Source organism: Spirosoma areae (assembly GCF_054781775.1).
This window is the reverse complement of record NZ_BAAGTT010000024.1, coordinates 188,787-207,520: the sequence shown is the minus strand read 5'-3', so window position 1 is coordinate 207,520 and position 18,734 is coordinate 188,787. Positions and strand designations below refer to the sequence as shown.

General features: G+C 50.9%; 19 protein-coding genes and 1 tRNA gene. 10 read left to right on the top strand and 10 right to left on the bottom strand.

The genetic code is table 11. The features are described 5' to 3' along the window. Nucleotides 1-4 precede the first annotated feature (4 nt). The 3 genes from ACYVI1_RS11080 to ACYVI1_RS11070 are packed head-to-tail and all read left to right on the top strand — an operon-like array spanning nucleotide 5 to nucleotide 2,473. Entirely contained in the window at nucleotides 5-781 is a 777-nt protein-coding gene (locus tag ACYVI1_RS11080) for a DUF268 domain-containing protein (RefSeq protein WP_460909939.1), read from the top strand. Beyond that, on the top strand, nucleotides 778-1,569 hold the full coding sequence (locus ACYVI1_RS11075) for an FkbM family methyltransferase (RefSeq protein ID WP_460909936.1): 792 nt from the start codon (nucleotides 778-780) through the stop codon (nucleotides 1,567-1,569). The genes ACYVI1_RS11080 and ACYVI1_RS11075 overlap by 4 nt, the downstream gene beginning before the upstream one ends. Nucleotides 1,570-1,597: 28 nt before the next feature. After that, the gene (locus ACYVI1_RS11070; RefSeq protein WP_460909933.1) at nucleotides 1,598-2,473 is read left to right on the top strand and encodes an alpha-1,2-fucosyltransferase; all 876 of its coding nucleotides are present in this window, start codon (nucleotides 1,598-1,600) and stop codon (nucleotides 2,471-2,473) included. 15 nt (nucleotides 2,474-2,488) lie between these two features. Here ACYVI1_RS11070 and ACYVI1_RS11065 read toward each other — a convergent pair whose 3' ends face one another. Genes ACYVI1_RS11065 through ACYVI1_RS11055 form a run of 3 tightly spaced genes read right to left on the bottom strand, consistent with a single transcriptional unit; the run spans nucleotide 2,489 to nucleotide 5,629 of the window. Beyond that, entirely contained in the window at nucleotides 2,489-2,860 is a 372-nt protein-coding gene (locus tag ACYVI1_RS11065; protein WP_460909930.1) for a DUF2304 family protein, read from the bottom strand. Beyond that, entirely contained in the window at nucleotides 2,860-3,540 is a 681-nt protein-coding gene (locus tag ACYVI1_RS11060; RefSeq protein ID WP_460909927.1) for a glycosyltransferase family 2 protein, read from the bottom strand. The genes ACYVI1_RS11065 and ACYVI1_RS11060 overlap by 1 nt, the downstream gene beginning before the upstream one ends. Then, entirely contained in the window at nucleotides 3,533-5,629 is a 2,097-nt protein-coding gene (locus ACYVI1_RS11055; RefSeq protein WP_460909924.1) for a DUF7657 domain-containing protein, read from the bottom strand. Before ACYVI1_RS11055 ends, ACYVI1_RS11060 begins: the two co-directional genes overlap by 8 nt. A 131-nt stretch (nucleotides 5,630-5,760) precedes the next feature. Between ACYVI1_RS11055 and ACYVI1_RS11050 the strand changes: the two genes are divergently transcribed. Next, on the top strand, nucleotides 5,761-6,783 hold the full coding sequence (locus tag ACYVI1_RS11050; protein WP_460909921.1) for a lysylphosphatidylglycerol synthase transmembrane domain-containing protein: 1,023 nt from the start codon (nucleotides 5,761-5,763) through the stop codon (nucleotides 6,781-6,783). Here the strand turns inward: ACYVI1_RS11050 and ACYVI1_RS11045 are convergent. Next, entirely contained in the window at nucleotides 6,780-8,423 is a 1,644-nt protein-coding gene (locus tag ACYVI1_RS11045; RefSeq protein WP_460909918.1) for an amidohydrolase family protein, read from the bottom strand. The two genes, ACYVI1_RS11050 and ACYVI1_RS11045, sit on opposite strands and share 4 nt — an antisense overlap. Before the next feature lie 80 nt (nucleotides 8,424-8,503). Here ACYVI1_RS11045 and ACYVI1_RS11040 point away from each other — a divergent pair, with 80 nt between their 5' ends. Then, on the top strand, nucleotides 8,504-9,454 hold the full coding sequence (locus ACYVI1_RS11040; RefSeq protein ID WP_460909915.1) for a hypothetical protein: 951 nt from the start codon (nucleotides 8,504-8,506) through the stop codon (nucleotides 9,452-9,454). Nucleotides 9,455-9,458: 4 nt separating this feature from the next. Further along, nucleotides 9,459-10,265, top strand: coding sequence for a hypothetical protein (locus tag ACYVI1_RS11035; protein WP_460909912.1), 807 nt, complete (start codon nucleotides 9,459-9,461; stop codon nucleotides 10,263-10,265). A 6-nt stretch (nucleotides 10,266-10,271) separates the two neighbouring features. On the opposite strand, the gene ACYVI1_RS11030 is transcribed toward ACYVI1_RS11035, so the two are convergent. From ACYVI1_RS11030 to ACYVI1_RS11010, 5 genes are all read right to left on the bottom strand, one after another. Beyond that, on the bottom strand, nucleotides 10,272-11,153 hold the full coding sequence (locus tag ACYVI1_RS11030; protein ID WP_460909909.1) for a metallophosphoesterase family protein: 882 nt from the start codon (nucleotides 11,151-11,153) through the stop codon (nucleotides 10,272-10,274). A 30-nt stretch (nucleotides 11,154-11,183) separates the two neighbouring features. Beyond that, on the bottom strand, nucleotides 11,184-11,834 hold the full coding sequence (locus ACYVI1_RS11025) for a hypothetical protein (protein ID WP_460909906.1): 651 nt from the start codon (nucleotides 11,832-11,834) through the stop codon (nucleotides 11,184-11,186). Nucleotides 11,835-11,839: 5 nt separating this feature from the next. Continuing rightward, on the bottom strand, nucleotides 11,840-13,105 hold the full coding sequence (locus ACYVI1_RS11020; protein ID WP_460909903.1) for a glycerophosphodiester phosphodiesterase: 1,266 nt from the start codon (nucleotides 13,103-13,105) through the stop codon (nucleotides 11,840-11,842). Beyond that, nucleotides 13,102-13,926, bottom strand: a complete 825-nt coding sequence (locus ACYVI1_RS11015) for a hypothetical protein (protein ID WP_460909900.1) — start codon at nucleotides 13,924-13,926, stop codon at nucleotides 13,102-13,104. The genes ACYVI1_RS11020 and ACYVI1_RS11015 overlap by 4 nt, the downstream gene beginning before the upstream one ends. Before the next feature lie 376 nt (nucleotides 13,927-14,302). After that, nucleotides 14,303-14,375 (bottom strand) — tRNA-Met (locus ACYVI1_RS11010). Between the two features lie 147 nt (nucleotides 14,376-14,522). Here ACYVI1_RS11010 and era point away from each other — a divergent pair. The 4 genes from era (at nucleotide 14,523) to ACYVI1_RS10990 (ending at nucleotide 17,606) form a co-directional block, all read left to right on the top strand. Beyond that, the gene (gene era, locus ACYVI1_RS11005; RefSeq protein WP_460909897.1) at nucleotides 14,523-15,446 is read left to right on the top strand and encodes a GTPase Era; all 924 of its coding nucleotides are present in this window, start codon (nucleotides 14,523-14,525) and stop codon (nucleotides 15,444-15,446) included. A 78-nt stretch (nucleotides 15,447-15,524) separates the two neighbouring features. Next, complete coding sequence (der, locus tag ACYVI1_RS11000) at nucleotides 15,525-16,832, top strand: ribosome biogenesis GTPase Der (protein ID WP_460909894.1); 1,308 nt, start codon at nucleotides 15,525-15,527, stop codon at nucleotides 16,830-16,832. Between the two features lie 154 nt (nucleotides 16,833-16,986). Beyond that, a complete protein-coding gene (locus ACYVI1_RS10995) occupies nucleotides 16,987-17,085 on the top strand; it encodes a hypothetical protein (protein ID WP_460909891.1) in 99 nt (32 codons plus the stop codon). 212 nt (nucleotides 17,086-17,297) lie between these two features. After that, nucleotides 17,298-17,606, top strand: a complete 309-nt coding sequence (locus tag ACYVI1_RS10990) for an ArsR/SmtB family transcription factor (RefSeq protein WP_460909887.1) — start codon at nucleotides 17,298-17,300, stop codon at nucleotides 17,604-17,606. 72 nt (nucleotides 17,607-17,678) lie between these two features. Here ACYVI1_RS10990 and ruvB read toward each other — a convergent pair whose 3' ends face one another. Then, a complete protein-coding gene (gene ruvB, locus ACYVI1_RS10985) occupies nucleotides 17,679-18,707 on the bottom strand; it encodes a Holliday junction branch migration DNA helicase RuvB (protein WP_460909884.1) in 1,029 nt (342 codons plus the stop codon). Nucleotides 18,708-18,734: the final 27 nt, after the last annotated feature.

Here is an 18,734-nt window from a genome sequence, read left to right as displayed (position 1 = left end):
GACCATGATCGGACGCATCCTGAAAATCGGTTCGCAAATCGTTTGGGGTGGGGTGAAAGCCACGCCCGCCTACATAAACGATTATTTTACGCTAAAAAGGCAGCTTAATGGCCATTCGGACTTTCCGATTCGCAGTTATTATCCGGCCATTTTCGACCGATATGCGGAGAGTGGTGAGTTGGTAAAGCATTATTTCCTTCAGGACCTGTATGTGGCCCAGCGTATCTTCAAAAAGAATCCCGTTCGGCACATGGATATTGGCTCCCGCATCGACGGATTTGTGGGGCATGTGGCGGCTTACCGACCCATCGAAATCATTGATATCCGGCCACTGACCCGACCCATTCCCAACGTCAGTTTCCGGCAGGCCGATTTAATGAACTTACCCGCTGACCTGATCCATTCGACCGACTCAATTTCGGCCCTGCACGCCATTGAACACTTTGGCTTAGGTCGTTATGGCGACCCGATTGATGCCGATGGGCATATTAAAGCGCTGGATAATATTCGGCAGATTATCAAGCCGGGGGGAACCTTCTATTTTTCGTCGCCCATTGGTCCGCAGGGAATCGTTTACAATGCCCACCGGGTGTTTGCGATCAGCTATCTCGTCAAGTTGTTCGAGCCGCATTACACCATCGAACGGTTTTCATATATTGATGATACTGAGCAGTTTGTCGAAAATGCTGATTGGCGTTCGGATGCCGCCCAGACCAATTTTGGCTGTAGTTACGGCTGTGGTATTTTTGAGATGACCCGACGAATCGACTTAACCGTATGAAGAAATTTCTGCAATGGCTGCTGGCGCCTATCCGCATCACGCAGCTACAGCCTTTTTACGAAAAACTGTACATGTTCACGCTTTACGCCATGAATTATGGCGGAGGCTCGTTTACGGACGATAGCGGTGAGCAGCACGTTGTTCGGTATGTGGCACGTAAAACGGCGCAACAACCCAATCCCGTCTCGATCTTCGATGTGGGGGCCAACGTCGGGAGTTATGCCCGGATGCTGCTGAACGGCCTGGGCGACAGAGCCATTATTCATTGTTTTGAACCTTCGCAGGCTACCTATCAAACCCTGAAAGCAAACGTTCCCGAACCAAACGTCAGAAAACACAACATCGGCCTGAGTGATCAGGCTGGCGAACTGGCCCTATACACCGATGCCGAACAGTCGGGCATGACCTCGGTGTATGAGCGCGATTTGCAACACATCAACGTGGCGTTTGCCCAGCAGGAAGTAGCCACCTTCAGTACGGTCGATGAGTTTTCGGCCAATCAGAACATCCGGCAGATTGATTTATTGAAAATTGACGTAGAAGGGCATGAATTAGCCGTGCTGAAAGGAGCCAGCCGAATGATTGAGGAGCAGCGAATCCGATTCATTCAATTTGAATTTGGCGGCACCAGCCTTGATTCACGAACCTACTTCCGGGATTTCTGGAACCTGCTCTCGCCAAATTACACCCTGTATCGAATTGTCGGAAACGGCTTGCGCCGGATTGATGCCTACTCCGAATTTCTGGAAATATTCGTGACCGTCAATTTTCTGGCCGAACGTAAATGAGAAGCCTGTTTTCAAGCAGCCGATAAGTATGGTTATCTCTGTTCTTGCGGGCGGGTTAGGCAATCAGCTATTTCAATACGCGTTTGGCTTCCGGCTGGCCCGGCAACTTCAGACCGACCTCCGGCTGGAACGCCACCTGCTGGAGAGCCGAACCCTGGCCCGGCTACGAAACTACACGCCCCGGCAATATGAACTGAATGTTTTTGGAATAGAGCAGATGGACGCATCGTTGTCTGACACGCTGCGCTGCCTGAGCCGAACGCTGTTGCCGGGCCATCAGGCCGTTCTTTTGCGCGAATCTGACCCTACAAGCTTACATACGTTAACCCAGCCTACTGCCCGAACTCAGCACGCGCTGTGCTTCGGCTATTGGCAGTCTGAAGTTTATTTTAAACCAGAAGCCGACGCCCTGCGGAAGCAGTTAGTTTTCCAAAAATGCCCTTCCGACAAAACTCTGCGTGTCGCCGAAATCATACGGTCAGGGCAGAATGCCACGTTTGTCCACATTCGCCGGGGCGACTACGTAACCAATGCCAACGCCAATCAGCATCATGGCGTTTGTGATGAAGCGTATTATCATCATTCGGTTGCGTATCTGCGCGAACGGGTGTCCGACGCTCATTTTTTTGTCTTTTCCGACGACCAGAATTGGGTTAAACGGGAGTTAGGGGCGTTACTTGGCCCGGCCACCTTTGTCGAGCACAACACAGGAGCTGATAGCTGGCAGGATATGTATCTGATGCGTTTGTGCCGCCACGCCATTGTGGCGAACAGTTCGTTTAGCTGGTGGGGTGCCTGGCTGAACAGTCAGACAAATCGTATTGTTGTGGCTCCTCAGCGGTGGTTTGCCGCCGATAAGTCAGTTTACCCTGCCGTCGTTCCTCCTGACTGGATTCTGATTTAGCCAGACTATGCTTGACTAAGCTCTCACTTTGTGGGCTGTAACCGGGGAGCGGTGATTCTTGATGGCGTTTTGCCGGATAATCTGAGTTAAAATGGTATCGTGCTGAAGTAACCGACGGTACAATACGGCAATCAGCAAGAGAAACCCGGTGAACAACAGGTAAAATACCAGGTCAACGCCCCGGCCTACGCCAAGCCGATTGGCTATATAATACGGTAATTGGGGGACGGCTACGAACAGAATGCCCGTCATCACAATGGCGATAAAGAATAATCGGTAGAGCAGGCGGTTTCTGAAGAGTCGTAGCGATGCTACTGCCACAACCAGCAACAACGCTGACAGCAGTAACTGAATGGGCGTTAACGTAAGTTGAATGTCGGCGTTCATTAGCGGAAATATTTATTGATAAATACGTCGATTAAAATATCAAGAGCGCCCTGCCAGCGTTGCCCTTTCACCTGCGAATAATCCGTGTAGATAATGTGGGTGGGCATCTCTACATACCGCAGTTCCTGGCGTCGAATCTGCATCAGAATCTCACTGGCATGAGCCATCCGATTCTCCTTGAGTTGAATGGCTGTCAGGCACTTCCGGTTCATAACCCGGAAACCATTGTGGGCATCGGACAGCCATAGGCCGGTCAGCAACCCGTTAATAACACGGGCCACCCGCAGCAGCAAACGCCGAAGCCGGGGAATGGCCATTAAATCATCCTGCCGAAGAAAGCGTGACCCCAGCACCACATCGACCTTTTGCGTCTTCAGTACGTCGATAAACCGGTCAATATCCGCCGGATTGTGTTGCCCGTCGGCATCGAAGTGAACAACTACGTCGGCCCCCTGCTGCCGGGCAAAGTCCATGCCCGTTTGCAAAGCGGCCCCCTGACCAAGATTAATGTCATGACGCAGGTAGTAAATTGGCAAGTCACGGACAATGCTGGCCGTATCGTCGGTGGAGGCATCATCGACCAGCACAATATGGTACTGACTGCCCAGCGAACGGATCGACTGCCGAATTACTTTGCCTTCGTTGTACGACGGAATTACAATAAATACCTGGTCAGTCATTAGTCCGGTAGATTTCAATGTTACCCATTTTTGCCACTTGCTTCATGCACCGAATTTCTACGGGTTGTGGAACCCGGTCGAAAATAATGTAGCGCACATCGAGTTTCCTGAGTTTAGCCGAACAGGGGTCAATCGCCACCTGATAGCCATCTTCATACCCGTTCTGAATGATAACCGTATCGGGGTGAGCCGGGTCGATATAGCTGCCATATACTGCGTGAGCGTATCGGTTATAGGCCGAGTCGCGTTTGGCGGTTGGGTCCAGCACCCGCATGGTTTTAAAATCAGGCTGGTTTTTCACTCCGCTTAACTGATTAACGCCCGTAGCGGTCACTAAGTACGTAATGTATTGACTGCCAAGCACAACCCACCGGGCTTTAGGCTCCTGTAGGTGGAGTTCCCGCACTTTCTGATACAACGCATTTTCGGTAATGGGCACCATGCCTTTACTAACGGGGTTAATTTTCAGGTTAGGCAGCGTGAAGAGAGCAATAGCCCCCACAACGACCAGTTCTTTGTAGCGAAACGTGGCAATGGGCAGCAGCAAAAAATTAAGCCCCATGAAAAAGAGCGTGGGCAAAAAGAGCTGATGCGACTTGTAGATGCCCTGGGCGTCGTCCAGATTCAGCCAGGCAGCATAAATCATAAAACCAACTACGCCAACCGAAAGCAGCGTAGCTACTGAACCGCTAACGGTAATTTTCTTCGCATGGATGTAGCTGAAGTACAACACCGCCAACACCACATTGCCGATGCCAAACGGGATTTGTGTCCGGCGGGTGGGGCTTACATCAAGCAAGGTTGCTTTGGCCAGAAAAGGCGGAAAGCCGACTTCAATCCAAAGCAATAAAATCACCACATAGCCCAGAATAATCGCCAGCAACGGGTCAACTTTTTTGGTACGGGCAAAATAGATCAGCGTGCAAACGGCGATGACGGGCGTGAACGTGATGAAGTGCGAAAACTCGCAGATATTGAGCCAGCTTTTCGGAAATAACTGGTCGGTAAGCAGCCAACCGGCAAAATATTCGGAGAACCAGTTGGCGATAAAGCCCGTGCCGCCCGTTTCGCTCCGTTTGCCCGGATACACCGTGTTGGACATCACGTCGATGGTTGACTTGGCGTCCACATAATAGGTGTAAAAAATCGCTCCCATCAGGGCAAAAGCCAGCGCAAACACACCTAATTTTAACCATACCTTACTCAGTAGCAATTGTTTGTTGTAGTGCCGCCAGGTGTAGCCAACCAGCAGGAACAGGAGTAGATAGCCCAATGGTACCTGGTAGGGCGGATACAGCGTTAGGGCAAACATGGCAAAGCACCAGAAGAACAGCACCCCCGCAATGGCTATCGTTCGGCTTTTTGTCGAAAAGAACATATACGCCGACGCCACCAGCATTCCAAACCCAGCGTAAATACTGGTCAGGAAGAAAAATGACCACCACGCCAGACCCGGCGAAAAAACCAACCAGAATGCGCCCAACACCGATAGCCAGAACTGGTTTCGGGTCAGAAGCATAAACGCCAGCATAACCGAGATTAGCCCGAAACAAAGAATGAAATTCCAGCGCCAGGCAAACCCATGCTCTACATCGAACAGATAAAATCCCCAATAGTCGGGACGAAAAAACGAGACAAAGTGATTGATGGGAAAATAGCCGACCAGCGCCACTTTTTCGCCACCAATGGCGGGGTTCTCCAGCGGAAAACCCTGATTCGCCTGCGAGAGCATGAACGGAGCCAGAATCGCCCATTCATCCATCCGTATGGGTTTGGGCGTTCCGGAAATAATGCCCCGCCGGGCATCCGAACCGTCAGGAATGACGGTATTCCACATGCCTATCGACGAGTAGTTAATCTTGGCCAGTGTTAGCAGGATAAACAACCCGATACAAATACCCAGAAACCATTTCACCCGCCTGTCGAACCGGATTAATTCAAACGGCCGCTCTTCCGGCTCGATTTCAGAAACGGCAGGCTTGGGAAGCTTAACCGGCTGATACGGGTCAATGTTGGGTTGCGGTTTAGCTTGCCTACTCACCGGGCCAGAGGAAGCAACGGCAGGCGAGCCTTTTCTTTTTTTCGACATGAGTTTCGACTCGATTCGATCGATTTATGGGCTTGGACTGGTATTTGCTAATACCTTATCAAACTTACTAATACCGTGCCAAATTTTCTAAGACCCCGTGTTGTCTTTCTCAAAATAGCTAATTTGCCCGTATGAATAAAGCGTTTGTACGGCAGGTAGTGCCAGTTATCCTGGCTATTGGCTTACTGTGGTACGTTCTCAAAGACGTTCCGCTTGCTGAACTGGCGTTGCAGTTTAGCCGGGCCGACTACCGATGGCTGGCCGTTGTGGGGCTGGTTGCCGGGCTATACCACCTCACCCGTGCCGCCCGCTGGCAACTTACGCTACAGGCCCTCGGTTATCATCCGTCGCTGTTCCGAACGGCGGTGGCGCTGCTGGCCGGGTCCTTAGCCAGTATGCTCATCCCCGGTGCGGGCGAACTAACCCGCTGCGGCACCCTCCAGCGAACCGATGGCATTCCGCTGGCCCAGAGTTTGGGTTCCGTTGTGGCCGAACGCGTTGTTGATTTAGTAATGCTGGTTGTTTTGATTGGGCTGACGCTCGTTTTTGAGTTTAAACGGGTGGGGCAGTACATTATCGCGCTGCTAACGCCCCTACTAACGCGCATCGCTCCGAATGGCCAGTCAACTCTTGTACTTGTAGGTTTACTGATTTTCGGGTTGCTTTTGCTGGGCCTTTCTTATGTACTTTTCCGAAATCAGGCAGTTCGGCAGCACCCGTTTATGATTCGGATTTTACGGATTGGCCGGGATACTGGCCGGGGGTTTATGGCCATCCGGCAACTCGAACACCCCGGCTTATTTATTGGCCTGACGGTAGCTGGCTACGTCCTGGCTTTTCTGACTACCTACCTGCTGTTTTTCGCCACAGCCAGTACGGTTGCCCTACCGCTCACAGCCGCGCTAACGATTCTGACCGTCAGTTCACTTGGCGGGCTGGCTGTACCAACGCAGGGCGGTATTGGCACGTATCACTTTCTGGTCAGCCGGGTGCTGGTACTCTACGGCTTCACCCCGGCGGAGGGGGCCGTAGTGGCTACGTTTTTGCACGCCGTGGGCGTTGGAATTAACCTGATACTAAGCAGTGCCAGTTTTCTAATTGTACCGTTTCTGCTTCGGCAGCGGTCGAAACAAGTGGAGAAGCCAGTTGCTTAGTTTTTCCCTCCGCCAACTTTTCCCGCTTTGGGTGGAACACCCGGTTGGGTAATCTCGAAATTCTCTTTTTGCTTGGCGTCGGCTACCAGTTTCCGCACATCGGCTAAAAGTTTTTTGGCGTCGTAGACTACGCCATCTTTCACGGTATAAGTGACACCCCCAACCCGCTCAACCTCGTTTTTGTCGTTCAGATGAATGGCGCCAGTGCCGTAAAGCACTTTCAGATTCGCGAGTGGATTTTGGTCAACAATCACGAAATCAGCCAGTTTGCCGACTTCTACCGAGCCAATCTGGTCGGCCATGCCGAGGGCTTCGGCTCCTTTCAGGGTAGCGGCCCGGATCACTTCGAGCGGGTGGAAACCGGCCTCGCGCAGGAGTTCGAGTTCCCGGATGTAGGCAAAGCCGTACAGTTGGTAAATAAAGCCCGAATCGGACCCCGTCGTGACGCGCCCACCCCGGTTTTTGTACTCGTTGATGAACGCCATCCAAAGTTGGTAATTTTTCTTCCATGCCACTTCCTGCTCGGTTCCCCACGAGTGCCAGTATGACCCGTGCGAAATCCGGCTGGGGCCGTAGAACCGCCACAGGCTCGGCAGGGTGTAGTCCTCATGCCACTCGGCCCGCCGGGCCAGCATCAGTTCGCGGTTGGCTTCGTAGATATTGAACGTCGGGTCGAGGGTAAAGTCCAGGGCAATGAGTTCGTCCATGACCTTGTTCCAGCGGTCGGTGCCGGGTTTAGCAGCTTGTTGCCAGAGATTACCGGCTTCGGTAAAGCGGTTCTGCTCGTTGTTGTAATTGTAATCGGCGGGGTAATTCTGAACAGTTTTATCATCAAATAAGGCTTCGGGCAGGCCATACCAGTGTTCGAGCGAGGTCAGGCCCGCTTTGGCGGTGGCTAAGGCATTCATCCGGGCCACTTCCAACTGCGCGTGGTGGCAGGCCGACCGCAAGCCGAGTTTCTTATTCTCCTCCAGTGCCGCCCGGAAGATGTTCGGTTCGGCCCCAAAAAATTTAATCCCATCGGCTCCGCGTTTGGCGTTCTGCTGCACCCAGGCGCGGGCCTGTTCGGGCGTGCTGATGGGGTCTTTTGCTCCCTGCCCAAACACGGTATAGGCTTTAATGCGCGGGGCCGTAATTTCGTTGCGCTCGCTTTTGGCGCGGTGTTCCAGCACCCAATCGAGGCCGTTGCCGCACGACGGGTCGCGGATGGTGGTGATACCGTGACCGAGCCAGAGTTTGAAAACATATTCGGCATTGGCTCCCTGCGCCTGCCCGCCAATGTGGCCGTGCATGTCCACAAAGCCGGGCATCAGATACATGCCTTCGCAGTTCAACTCTTTGTCGCCCGCATCGGCTTTCGGGCGGCTTTTTGAGTCAATGGGAACGCCGGGATAGCCAACCTGCTTAATCTGCGTAATCCGATTCTTCTCCACCACAATGTCAACCGGCCCAATTGGTGGTGCGCCCGTGCTGTTGACCAGCGTGACGCCCCGAATGATAAGTTTGCCAAACGGGCCATCGCCTTCCTGACGGGCCGGGGCTTTTTCGACTTGGGCCAGTAAAGAATGAACCGTGAGGACGGACCCAATGAAGAATGTACAATGAACAATGAGGAGGGAGCGTGCGTAAAAGCGCTTCATGATGAGGAGTTCGTTTGATAAAGAGTTGTAAGATAAGCGAAACTACCGGACTTTTGCAGCGTAGCCGGGCTACCATCCTTATGAAACAGGTCATCATCAAAAACTTTCTGCTGGTTGTTCTTATCCTCGCGGTTGCCTTTGCTTTTGCCATGAAAGCGACCATTTTTCAGAAGCAGCCGGATACTAAAACCAAACCGGCAGAGACGCTCCCGGCTAATTTCAACAGATACTGGTTTGGGGGTAAAGCTGAACTCAACAGGTATCGGCTCGAACAGGCGTACGCTGGTGCATTGAACCCCGGCGAGGTAGTACTGATTTTTGAAACCAAAGATTTTCGGGCAGATAAGCAGGTGGAAGCCGATACGGGAATCGGTCGCGACAAGTCGGTGCCGGTGCTGAAAACAACCACCACAACGAAGTTTGTAACAAGTATGTCTGACTACTCCCTTTTCACCTCAGTTTTCACGCCCGTTAATAACCCCCTTTTTCCAAATACACTGAAGGTAAGCACATCGGTGCAAAATTGGCAAGGACACAGCTATCGGCAGGTGAACTACCGGAATAATGGGTATCAGGTTAGTGGCAGGTCGTATCTTGAGAAGGAAATGGATGAGGATTACACGATTGCAAAAGTTATGTTGGAAGATGAAATCTGGAACCGCATTCGACTGAATCCCGATAAATTGCCTGCGGGTGATGTTCAACTGATTCCCGGCACAATGACCGCCCGTTTGCGCCACAAATCGCTACAGCCGCTGGCAGCTAACCTGAGCCTGGCCCCCTACGAAGGCATTCTGTTCCCTGGCAAATTCCTGAAAGCCTATACGATTGAATACCCAACCGACGACCGAACGTTGGTCATCATTTTTGAGAGCCAGTTTCCGCATAAAATCGTGGGCTGGGAAGAAACCTACGACAGCAAAGACAACCTTCTGACCTCCAGAGCCGTTTTAACCAATACGATTCAACTGGATTACCGGAACCACAACGCCCCCGCCGACAGCACGTTACGGGCAGAATTAATGAAATAATCCTATGCAATCATTCAGCCCAACACAAAGAAAATTCTGTGCATCTCTGTGTCTTCTCTGTGTATCTCTGTGGCACAGCCTTTTCTTTTCCTGCTCACCCGCTGCCGATAAAGCCAAAACCAGCACCGATGAGCCAGTCTACACGCTGATTTTCCTGGATAAGACCCGAAGTGTCAATGTTGACAAAGCGTTTATCGGCCAAAAATACCAGCAGGCATTAACCGACATTATCGAGCAGAACATCCGGCAAAAAGGCGACCGACTGGAAGTTTATTTTATCCATGAAAACACATCCAAAGCCCGCGCCCTGAACCTGACCGTTCGCTCTGAAATGGAGGACGTTTCGGCCGCCAGCCCCACCGACCGCGAAGCCGCCGAAACGGAATTCAACTTGATGCTGACCCGCGAAAAAGCCCTGATTCGCCAGCGGGTACTCCAGCAGTTGGTCGCGCAGAATTTGGGCGCATCGAGTCAGGAAACCGACATTTGGGCCAGCCTGCCCGTGATTACCAAAGCCAACGAAACCGGCGCGACCGTGAAGGTCTATTACCTCAGCGACATGGTTGAGAGTGTAAAAGGCAACGGCCGGCGGGATTTTCAGGTGAAGCCGCCCAAAGATAATGCTCAGGCCGATGAATGGGCTAAAACCGACGCCAAACAACTGAAACGCTACACCCTTGGCAGCCCGGAGATTGCTATGATTCTTCCTTTTGAGCCGAACGCATCGGTTAAGGAAAATAACCCCGCCGTGACGCAATACTGGCAGACGTTGTTTGCGGAACTGGGCGTAGGAACGGTGACCGAGGAGTAGGCGTATTTAGGACACAGATACCTCGGCGCTTGCCGGAATGGCAAACTGATAGCCCACCTCGAAGCCTGAAAAATCATTTTTCAGGCAATAGGATGTCAACGCCAACCCTTCGCCTTCGCGCCGAACAGCGAGGTAGTGGAACATGGGTTTGTAGTTGGTTGCCAAATCGGGCAGGCGGCTCGGCGAGGTGTTTAGTGGCTGACGCAACCCCCCGCCCCCGCCAATAACCAAAAACGTTTTACCTTCAAATTCATACCGCTCAAAGGCGTGCGAATGGCCGGTAATGAACAATCGTGCTTTATGCGAACGTACATACGCCGGCACAAAGCGTTGCTGAACTAATTTAGAGGAACCGACTAATTTGCTGTTCGAGTAAGGTGCGTGGTGGCAGGTTACGATAACGACTTTCACGGCCGGGTCAGCATCCAAGTCGGTTAAGATTTGCTCGTACCAGGTTTGCTGTTTAACCAAATCAGCAACCGACAGAATACTAAAATTGGAGTTCAGCATCACGACGGCAATGGCATCGGTTATGTGAACATAACCCGTAGGGCTATGTTCAGGAAAACGCTGCTGAAAATTTTTGGCTCCTTTTCGTGGGCGTCCCATCACGTCGTGATTACCCATAATGGCATATACGGCTGTCCTCACGTCGGTACATTTCAGCAGAAACTGGTCGATTACCCGCCACTTGTTATTGCGATAGCCCAACGACACAATGTCGCCTAACCAATAGAGTACGGGCGGTTTTCGCCGGATAATTTCGTTAAAAATGGTCGTCGTTGCTTTTGTGTTCTGATGGGCTTTCAGCACCAATCGCTCAACCAGCATCGGGGCCTGGGTATCGCTTAAAAACAAAATATCCGACTTGTCTCTCTCTTGTTCCATACTTGTTTATGGATAGGTGAACAAACTTATTCACCACGAAAATGCCCGCCAGACTACCTGAAGCTGTGCAGCAAAAACCGCGTTCTCAGCGGCAACGGCGTCAAACCATTTGAGTTCAGCCGCCACTCTAAACCGTCGGCCAATTGGATAGGTGTATGATCCGGCGGCCATCCAGCCGATGCTAACGGTAGTAGCCTTGACTATGCCGTCATAATTTAACCGCGACTGGATAACATAAGCGCCAGTTCCGCCCGTTAACGCCAACCGCCGGAACAAACTGCGGTCCGTACCGCTTAGCCAGGCCAGCGGCATCGAAAATACCAACAAAATTGGCACGCCCGATACATACACCTGAGAACGTTCGCCCCCAACAAAACCCCGATAACTGTATATCGTTGTCCAGCCCGTTTCCAGCCCTACCCGCAACCGATGATCAGGATGCCACATGACACGCAGCGAGGCCGGAAAACCAAACCGACTAATTCGTGCTCCCTCAAGTGTGGGCGGCACGCCGAGGTTTGTTGAATAATACGACAGCCCCCCGCCAGCCGTTACAACTATGGCATAGGGTGTACGACGCTCCAATAAAGAATCAGGAAAAAGTACAGGCTGTGCCCAGCTTTCCAGCCAGCTAATGCTCAGAATGCCCAGCCAGATTAGCGAGTTGATCCAGGTTTTCATTGAGGTCATTGCTTCGTATAATGATAGTAGGCCACTAATGTCGAGTAGTTTGATAAAATACCATCGAACTGGCCCTCGTTGATAAATTCCCGGATAAACTGAGGTTCATCGAGCGTCCAGACGTATACGGTATTACCCATTTCCCGCATGGCTTTTACTTCGTCTGTTAATGGGCCAAGTGTCCAGCGTGGCGCCCATATCCGGGCGTTTATGCTGCGCGTGATGGCCGTGTCCAGCTCACAAAGAATTGGCGTATCGCGCTTATCGGTCAATGCGTTATAAGAAGCCAGGGCGTCCTCAGTGGGTAACCCAATAACAATGTCGAGTTTACGGCCAGCCTGGGCAGCTTTTTGTCGGTATTTACGCTGGATAGCCTGTATCTCGTCCATCGGACCAATGTATTTCGTATCGAGCCAGACGAACGTTAACGACGTATTGGCAACCACAACGTCCAGGGCCTGCTCTAACGTTGGCACTTTTTCACCATTGATAAGCTCTACCATTGCGGTTAGTTGCTTATAGGTATAATTTTCAATCGGGCCCGACAAACCGTTCTTCTTAATCAATCGCAAATTCAGCGTATTGTCATGGTAGAGAATGGGAACTCCATCTTTCGTATAGCGAACATCGATCTCAACACCAGTTGCTCCTAACCGGGATGCGAGTTTAATAATTTCGACTGAATTTTCTGACGCAGGCAGTAAATCGGATGTGCGGCCCCCGCCACGGTGGGCCAGAACAGCAAAGGGTTCTGGATTCAGTGGCCGACGATAAGTCAACCGTAAGACACGGCTCGGCTGGTCTTTATTGTCATCGAACAGCCCATCCAGCACCAGCGTGTCGCCATCGGTTAATCGACCTGTATAAGGTTTCAGGCGGCCTCTGTTTTGGGTTCGGATAGTGAATTGAGCCAGGCCGGTTTCGGTACTGGCTAATTTACGCCAATAGCCCGTTAAGGCCAGACTGTCGGTCTTGGGCTGGCTTTCCAACGAAAAAAAAGTAGCATCCTGAGCAGAAAACATCGACAGGTAGTGCGTCGTGTCAGTACCCTGCCTGAGATAAGTCCATTTCAGTACCATCAGGTCGCCAAACTCTGCCTTACCTTCTGAAACAGCATATACACCCTCCATTGACTTCCGGATGAGGGCCGAAAATCGCCCTGACCCCGGAGCGTTGAGGAACTCATAGGGGACAGGGGCTTCGTATTCTCTCCGGCATCCTGACCCCAGCAGACACGCCAGCGTAAGCAGCCAATAGCAGGGCCGTTTCATAAGATAAAACCAAAGATAAGTTGTGGATAAAACAAGGGCTGATCAAACGTTTCGTAGAGCGACCAGAACTGCCAGTTGCGTTGCGAATAGGCTGCCCGCAAACCCAGGGATACGTGCTGTTTGTTGTAGAATGGCTGTTCTAACACAAAAGTAAAGGCCATACCATTGAGCTGATTCTGGTTGTAAATAACCGCCAGAGTGCCCACCTGCGACCGGTCATAAAAATCGAAAATAGCTTCGGTTTTTGCCATCAACTGAAGCGTTCGCGTAAGCCTGTATCCAACCGATATGTTCGGCGTATTGGTGAATCCATACGCCTGGCTATTAAACACATCTTTCACTTTCAGCGCACCAAACCACCCACTCATATCATCACCCACCGAGATAAAGAATTTCTCATTGAGGGGTTTTGCCCATCGCACGCCTACCGTTAAGTTGCTCTGAATAAGTTGGGTCTGTAATCGGCCTACAACATACAAACGCTTCGTTAACCCGCGCTGAAGGTTGAGGTCAATGGCAGGAATTGAAATCCTGACTTCTTCAGTGATTTCCGGGGGCGTTGAGGTGAATACCAAACCGATGGACCTGCGCCACTCGTTAGGAGCGGGTGCCTGCGGAAAATAAATGCAGGGTTGTTCGGGTTTTTCGCGCTTCGCCCGCAGGCTATCCCGCTGCCGACCAAGCCGGAACAAAAAAGCACTCCGACGTCGCTGCTGGTCACGCACGGTTTTTGCCGTCTGTGCCTCAGCGATTGGTATTGCCGACACCAGCCCTCCAAGGGCGAAACACAGGCCAATAAACGTTTGTCGAAGTCTGGTCACTTACAGATTAACGCGATAAGTCATGAATCAGATTCAATAAACCGAGTTTTGAGGGATTATGTTGTAAACTGAAGGATGGGGTACTTACTGAGCGGCAAAACGCGTTCCGGTACCATTGCCTGCAACAAATTGCCATGCCTCCCGGAAAGAAGTGATTTTGGCTTGCGCTGCCACTTGTCGGCTTCAACGATGTGAATCTCCGAATCATAAGGCAGCCGTCCCCACCTGGCTTACAAACGCCCCAGCCTAAGCGTAAAGCTTGTAGAATAACGGCCTGTTCGGCAATATCTCCTTTTAGCTTTGTTATTCTTCAGGAAAAATAGAGTGAATCTTACCAAAACAAAAAGGCCACTGAAATTCAGTGGCCTTTACTTAGTAGCGGGAGCTGGACTCGAACCAGCGACCTTTGGGTTATGAGCCCAACGAGCTACCAACTGCTCCATCCCGCGATGTTTGGACTGCAAAAGTACGGCGATTCTCTGAAAAAACAAGTACCTTTGTTAAAAAAAGTTTTACTGTCTCTCGAAACGTTTTCGTTCAGGAGGGAGTTGTTTCATGAAAGCCACTGGTAATCAGCCAGCGGGATCACCTCAAAAATGAATACGGAAATTATCCAGGATTTCCCGGCTGACCATAAAGCCGGTTTCGTCAGTATTGTTGGAAAGCCCAATGTCGGCAAGTCCACCCTGATGAATCAACTCGTAGGGCAGCGGCTGTCGATCATCACCGCAAAAGCCCAGACCACCCGCCACCGTATCATGGGTATCCTGAACGGGACTCATAACGGCCAGGAATTCCAGCTTGTTTACTCCGACACGCCCGGCATCATCAAGCCAATGTACAAACTTCATGAGTCAATGATGAGTTTTGTGCGTGGCTCAATTGAAGATGCCGACGTGGTTCTGTTCGTGACGGACATCTTCGAGCAGCACGACGAAAACGACGTGATTGACCGGCTGAAAAAATCGGACGTGCCGGTTCTGCTGCTCATTAACAAAATTGACCAGGCCACCCAGGAGCAGGTTAACGAGAAAATCACTTACTGGCAGGAGCACTTCATTAACGCGCAGGAAATCATTCCGCTTTCGGCCCTTAACAACTTCAACATCGACCGGGTATTTGAAGGAATCATTAGCCGGCTGCCCCAGCATCCGCCCTATTTCCCGAAAGATGAACTGACCGATAAACCCGAGCGGTTTTTCGCGTCGGAGATTATTCGGGAGAAGATTTTCCTGAACTACAAACGTGAGGTACCCTATAGCACGGAGGTGGTTGTAACGGGTTTCAAAGAAAAAGAAGACATCATTGTTATTCAGGCCGAAATTCTGGTCGAACGAGCTACGCAGCGGGCTATTCTGCTGGGTGAAGGGGGAAAAATGATTAAAAAAACGGGCATTATGGCCCGCGAAGAACTCGAACGGTTCTTTGGTAAAAAAGTATACTTAGAACAATTCGTCAAAGTAGAACCCGACTGGCGGCAGAAAGAGCGCATGCTCAAGCGGTTGGGATATGATGAATAAAATGCAATGATGACTGATGACTGATGGGTGGGCTGACGCGAACATTCATCAGTCATCAGTCATCATTGCCACTAAATTATGGCAAACATTGTTGCAATCGTTGGACGCCCGAATGTAGGCAAGTCAACGCTATTTAACCGCCTGACCGAACAGCGGCAGGCGATTATGGATAACCAAAGTGGGGTTACGCGTGACCGGCACTATGGCACGGCGGAGTGGAACAACAGCTACTTCACAGTCATTGATACCGGCGGTTATGTGGTTGGCTCCGAAGATGTGTTTGAGGAATCCATTCGCGAACAGGTCGAAATTGCCATTCAGGAATCGACGGTGCTTCTCTTTGTGGTCGATACGCAAACGGGCATTACGGGCCTGGATGAAGATTTTGCCAACGTGCTGCGCCGGACGAAAAAGCCAGTATATGTGGTGGCCAATAAGGCCGAAACGGGGGAACGGGCCCACGCGGCTACCGAATTTTACGGGCTTGGGCTTGGCGACCCATACCCAATTTCATCGCAAACCGGCACGGGCACGGGCGATCTGCTCGATGAAGTGATTAAACACTTCCCGAACGCAGGTGTCGAGAATCCCGATGCGGGGATTCCGCGCATTGCGATCTTGGGTCGGCCAAACGTTGGAAAATCATCGTTCCTGAATGTACTGACCGGGCAGGAGCGCAGCATTGTTACCGACATTGCCGGCACCACCCGCGATGCGATCGATACCCGCTATAGAGCTTACGGTAAAGATTTTATTCTGACCGATACGGCCGGTCTCCGGCGCAAAGCCCGCATTCAGGACAACATTGAGTTTTATTCTACCCTGCGATCGATTAAAGCCATGGAAGATTCGGATGTGTGCATTATTCTGCTCGATGCCACGCGGGGCCTCGAAGCCCAGGACCTGACTATTATCGGCCAGGCTATCAAAGCCAGAAAGGGCGTTGTGATCATGGTTAATAAGTGGGACGCCGTTGAAAAAGATCAACATACCGCCGATGTGTTGCGGAAAGAAATGATTCAGCGGATGATGCCCATTGATTACCTGCCCATAATTTTCGCATCGGTTCACGAAAAGCAACGCATTTTTCAGGTGATGGAGAAGGCAATGGAGGTGTATGAAAACAAGACCAAGCGGGTGACGACCTCCAAATTAAACGAGGCTATGCAACCCGAAATCGAAAAATACCCACCACCCGCTCTGAAAGGGAAGCATATTAAAATTAAGTACATGCTCCAGGTGCCAACTCCTTCGCCAACGTTTGTGTTTTTCTGCAACCTGCCGCAATACGTCCAGGAATCCTACACGCGGTTTCTGGAGAACCGACTGCGCGAACACTTCGATTTTACGGGGGTGCCGCTCACATTGTTCTTCCGGCAAAAATAAAATGTTCAAGTTGGCTTAGGGCCTGGCATGGGTATTTTTGTGACGGTAATCCCGACGTTTTTGATTGCCGAAGGCATAAAACGGTGGAGTCTGGCAATGCATCCATCAACTCAAGTACGGCCCCATTTTTACGATTGTTTTATCAACAACTGTTTTGCGGGAGACCATAAGTGTCGGGCAGATTACAGGGACGTTCTTTGTGCTGGCAGGTATCTTTCTGATTGGTTGTCGTGGTTGCCAACAGATTGCATAATCAAGGGTTAGGACAACCAAATAAGTATATCAAAACAGTCAATACTTACGTACAAGTAACCGCTTTAATACATAAACGTCTTTTCATGGTATAATAGGATTGGGAAAACAACCATTAAATAAATTCGCACTCACATTCAGCCTGTTAGTCATTAATTTATACCAATTTACAGTCTGGTTCTCACTCTTAACTCCTTATTTACCATTCCTATTATGGCTACCGATATAGTTTTAGACGACGAAAAACGCATCGATAAGGCTGCCTATGTGCTTAAAGCGGTAGCGCACCCTCTGCGAATCAAAATCATTCAGATGCTGAATGAAAATAAAGAACTGAACGTGTCAGCGATTTATAAAAACCTCAATGCCGAGCAGTCGCTTATTTCACACCACTTAATTAATATGCGCGACAAAGGCATTCTGGACATTCGCCGGAGTGGTAAAAACATCTATTATTTTCTGGTCGATACGGCGGTGTCGGAGATTATCGACTGTATCTATAAAAGTAAGATTCTGAATTAATGCGGGCAGCACCAAACCGCCGAGCCGCCGGAAGGCATTCTTCCGGCGGCTCGGCGGTTTGGTTTTAAATGCCTACCCAAACAATTCACCATTTCGGTTTGGGGGAACAATTCCGAGGTGCATATAGGCTCTGTGGGTAGCTTCCCGGCCACGAGCGGTTCGCATTAAAAACCCTTCCTGAATCAGGAATGGTTCGTAAACTTCCTCAATCGTTTCGGCTTCTTCGCCACAGGCGGTCGCAATGGTTGTCAGGCCCACGGGTCCCCCCTTGAACTTTTCGATAATTGTGGATAGAATGCGGATATCCATATCATCTAAGCCATTCTGATCCACTTCCAGCGCACTCAGGGCAATTTCTGCAATTTCCACATTGATGTAGCCGTTGCCTTTCACCTGAGCGAAATCGCGGGTTCGGCGCAGGAGATTGTTGGCAATGCGGGGTGTTCCCCGGCTCCGGCGTGCTATTTCATACGCACCCGTTTCATCAATTGCGGTTCCCAGAATGGCAGCAGAGCGCTGTACAATGGTGGTTAGTAGTTTAGCATCATAATACTCTAATCGACAGCTAATACCAAAACGTGCCCGCAGGGGTGATGTCAGCATACCGGCACGGGTCGTGGCGCCAATCAGCGTGAATGGATTGAGTTTTATCTGCACAGTCCGGGCGTTGGGGCCGGAGTCGAGCATGATGTCAATCTTGTAATCCTCCATGGCCGAATACAGGTACTCTTCCACAATGGGGTTGAGCCGGTGAATTTCGTCGATAAAGAGCACATCGTTTGGCTGTAGGTTTGTTAGCAAACCAGCCAAATCGCTGGGCTTATCCAACACCGGCCCGGAGGTCATTTTGATGCTGGCATTCAGCTCGTTCGAGATGATGTGCGAGAGCGTTGTTTTGCCTAAGCCCGGCGGTCCGTGAAGCAGCACATGGTCGAGTGCCTCACCCCGCTGCATGGTTGCCCGGACAAACACTTCGAGGTTTTCGAGTATTTTAGCCTGCCCCGTGAAATCATCGAATGAGAGCGGCCGCAACGCCCGTTCAATTTCTTTGTCGGTAGCCGTCATACCGTCGTTTGAACCTTTCAAAAAGTCGTTTCGCATGGTTTTGATTCGTGCAAACCCGGTCAG

Excerpts from the sequence above, each read along its gene's own strand:
- ACYVI1_RS11040 (WP_460909915.1), top strand. The coding sequence starts at position 8,504 with ATGAAACAGGTCATCATCAAAAACTTTCTGCTGGTTGTTCTTATCCTC.
- ACYVI1_RS11030 (WP_460909909.1), bottom strand. The coding sequence starts at position 11,153 with ATGGAACAAGAGAGAGACAAGTCGGATATTTTGTTTTTAAGCGATACC.
- ACYVI1_RS11065 (WP_460909930.1), bottom strand. The coding sequence starts at position 2,860 with ATGAACGCCGACATTCAACTTACGTTAACGCCCATTCAGTTACTGCTG.
- ACYVI1_RS11075 (WP_460909936.1), top strand. The coding sequence starts at position 778 with ATGAAGAAATTTCTGCAATGGCTGCTGGCGCCTATCCGCATCACGCAG.
- der (WP_460909894.1), top strand. The coding sequence starts at position 15,525 with ATGGCAAACATTGTTGCAATCGTTGGACGCCCGAATGTAGGCAAGTCA.
- ACYVI1_RS11080 (WP_460909939.1), top strand. The coding sequence starts at position 5 with ATGATCGGACGCATCCTGAAAATCGGTTCGCAAATCGTTTGGGGTGGG.
- ACYVI1_RS11045 (WP_460909918.1), bottom strand. The coding sequence starts at position 8,423 with ATGAAGCGCTTTTACGCACGCTCCCTCCTCATTGTTCATTGTACATTC.
- ACYVI1_RS11060 (WP_460909927.1), bottom strand. The coding sequence starts at position 3,540 with ATGACTGACCAGGTATTTATTGTAATTCCGTCGTACAACGAAGGCAAA.
- ACYVI1_RS11020 (WP_460909903.1), bottom strand. The coding sequence starts at position 13,105 with ATGAAACGGCCCTGCTATTGGCTGCTTACGCTGGCGTGTCTGCTGGGG.
- ruvB (WP_460909884.1), bottom strand. The coding sequence starts at position 18,707 with ATGCGAAACGACTTTTTGAAAGGTTCAAACGACGGTATGACGGCTACC.
- era (WP_460909897.1), top strand. The coding sequence starts at position 14,523 with ATGAATACGGAAATTATCCAGGATTTCCCGGCTGACCATAAAGCCGGT.
- ACYVI1_RS11050 (WP_460909921.1), top strand. The coding sequence starts at position 5,761 with ATGAATAAAGCGTTTGTACGGCAGGTAGTGCCAGTTATCCTGGCTATT.
- ACYVI1_RS10990 (WP_460909887.1), top strand. The coding sequence starts at position 17,298 with ATGGCTACCGATATAGTTTTAGACGACGAAAAACGCATCGATAAGGCT.
- ACYVI1_RS11055 (WP_460909924.1), bottom strand. The coding sequence starts at position 5,629 with ATGTCGAAAAAAAGAAAAGGCTCGCCTGCCGTTGCTTCCTCTGGCCCG.
- ACYVI1_RS11070 (WP_460909933.1), top strand. The coding sequence starts at position 1,598 with ATGGTTATCTCTGTTCTTGCGGGCGGGTTAGGCAATCAGCTATTTCAA.
- ACYVI1_RS11025 (WP_460909906.1), bottom strand. The coding sequence starts at position 11,834 with ATGAAAACCTGGATCAACTCGCTAATCTGGCTGGGCATTCTGAGCATT.
- ACYVI1_RS11035 (WP_460909912.1), top strand. The coding sequence starts at position 9,459 with ATGCAATCATTCAGCCCAACACAAAGAAAATTCTGTGCATCTCTGTGT.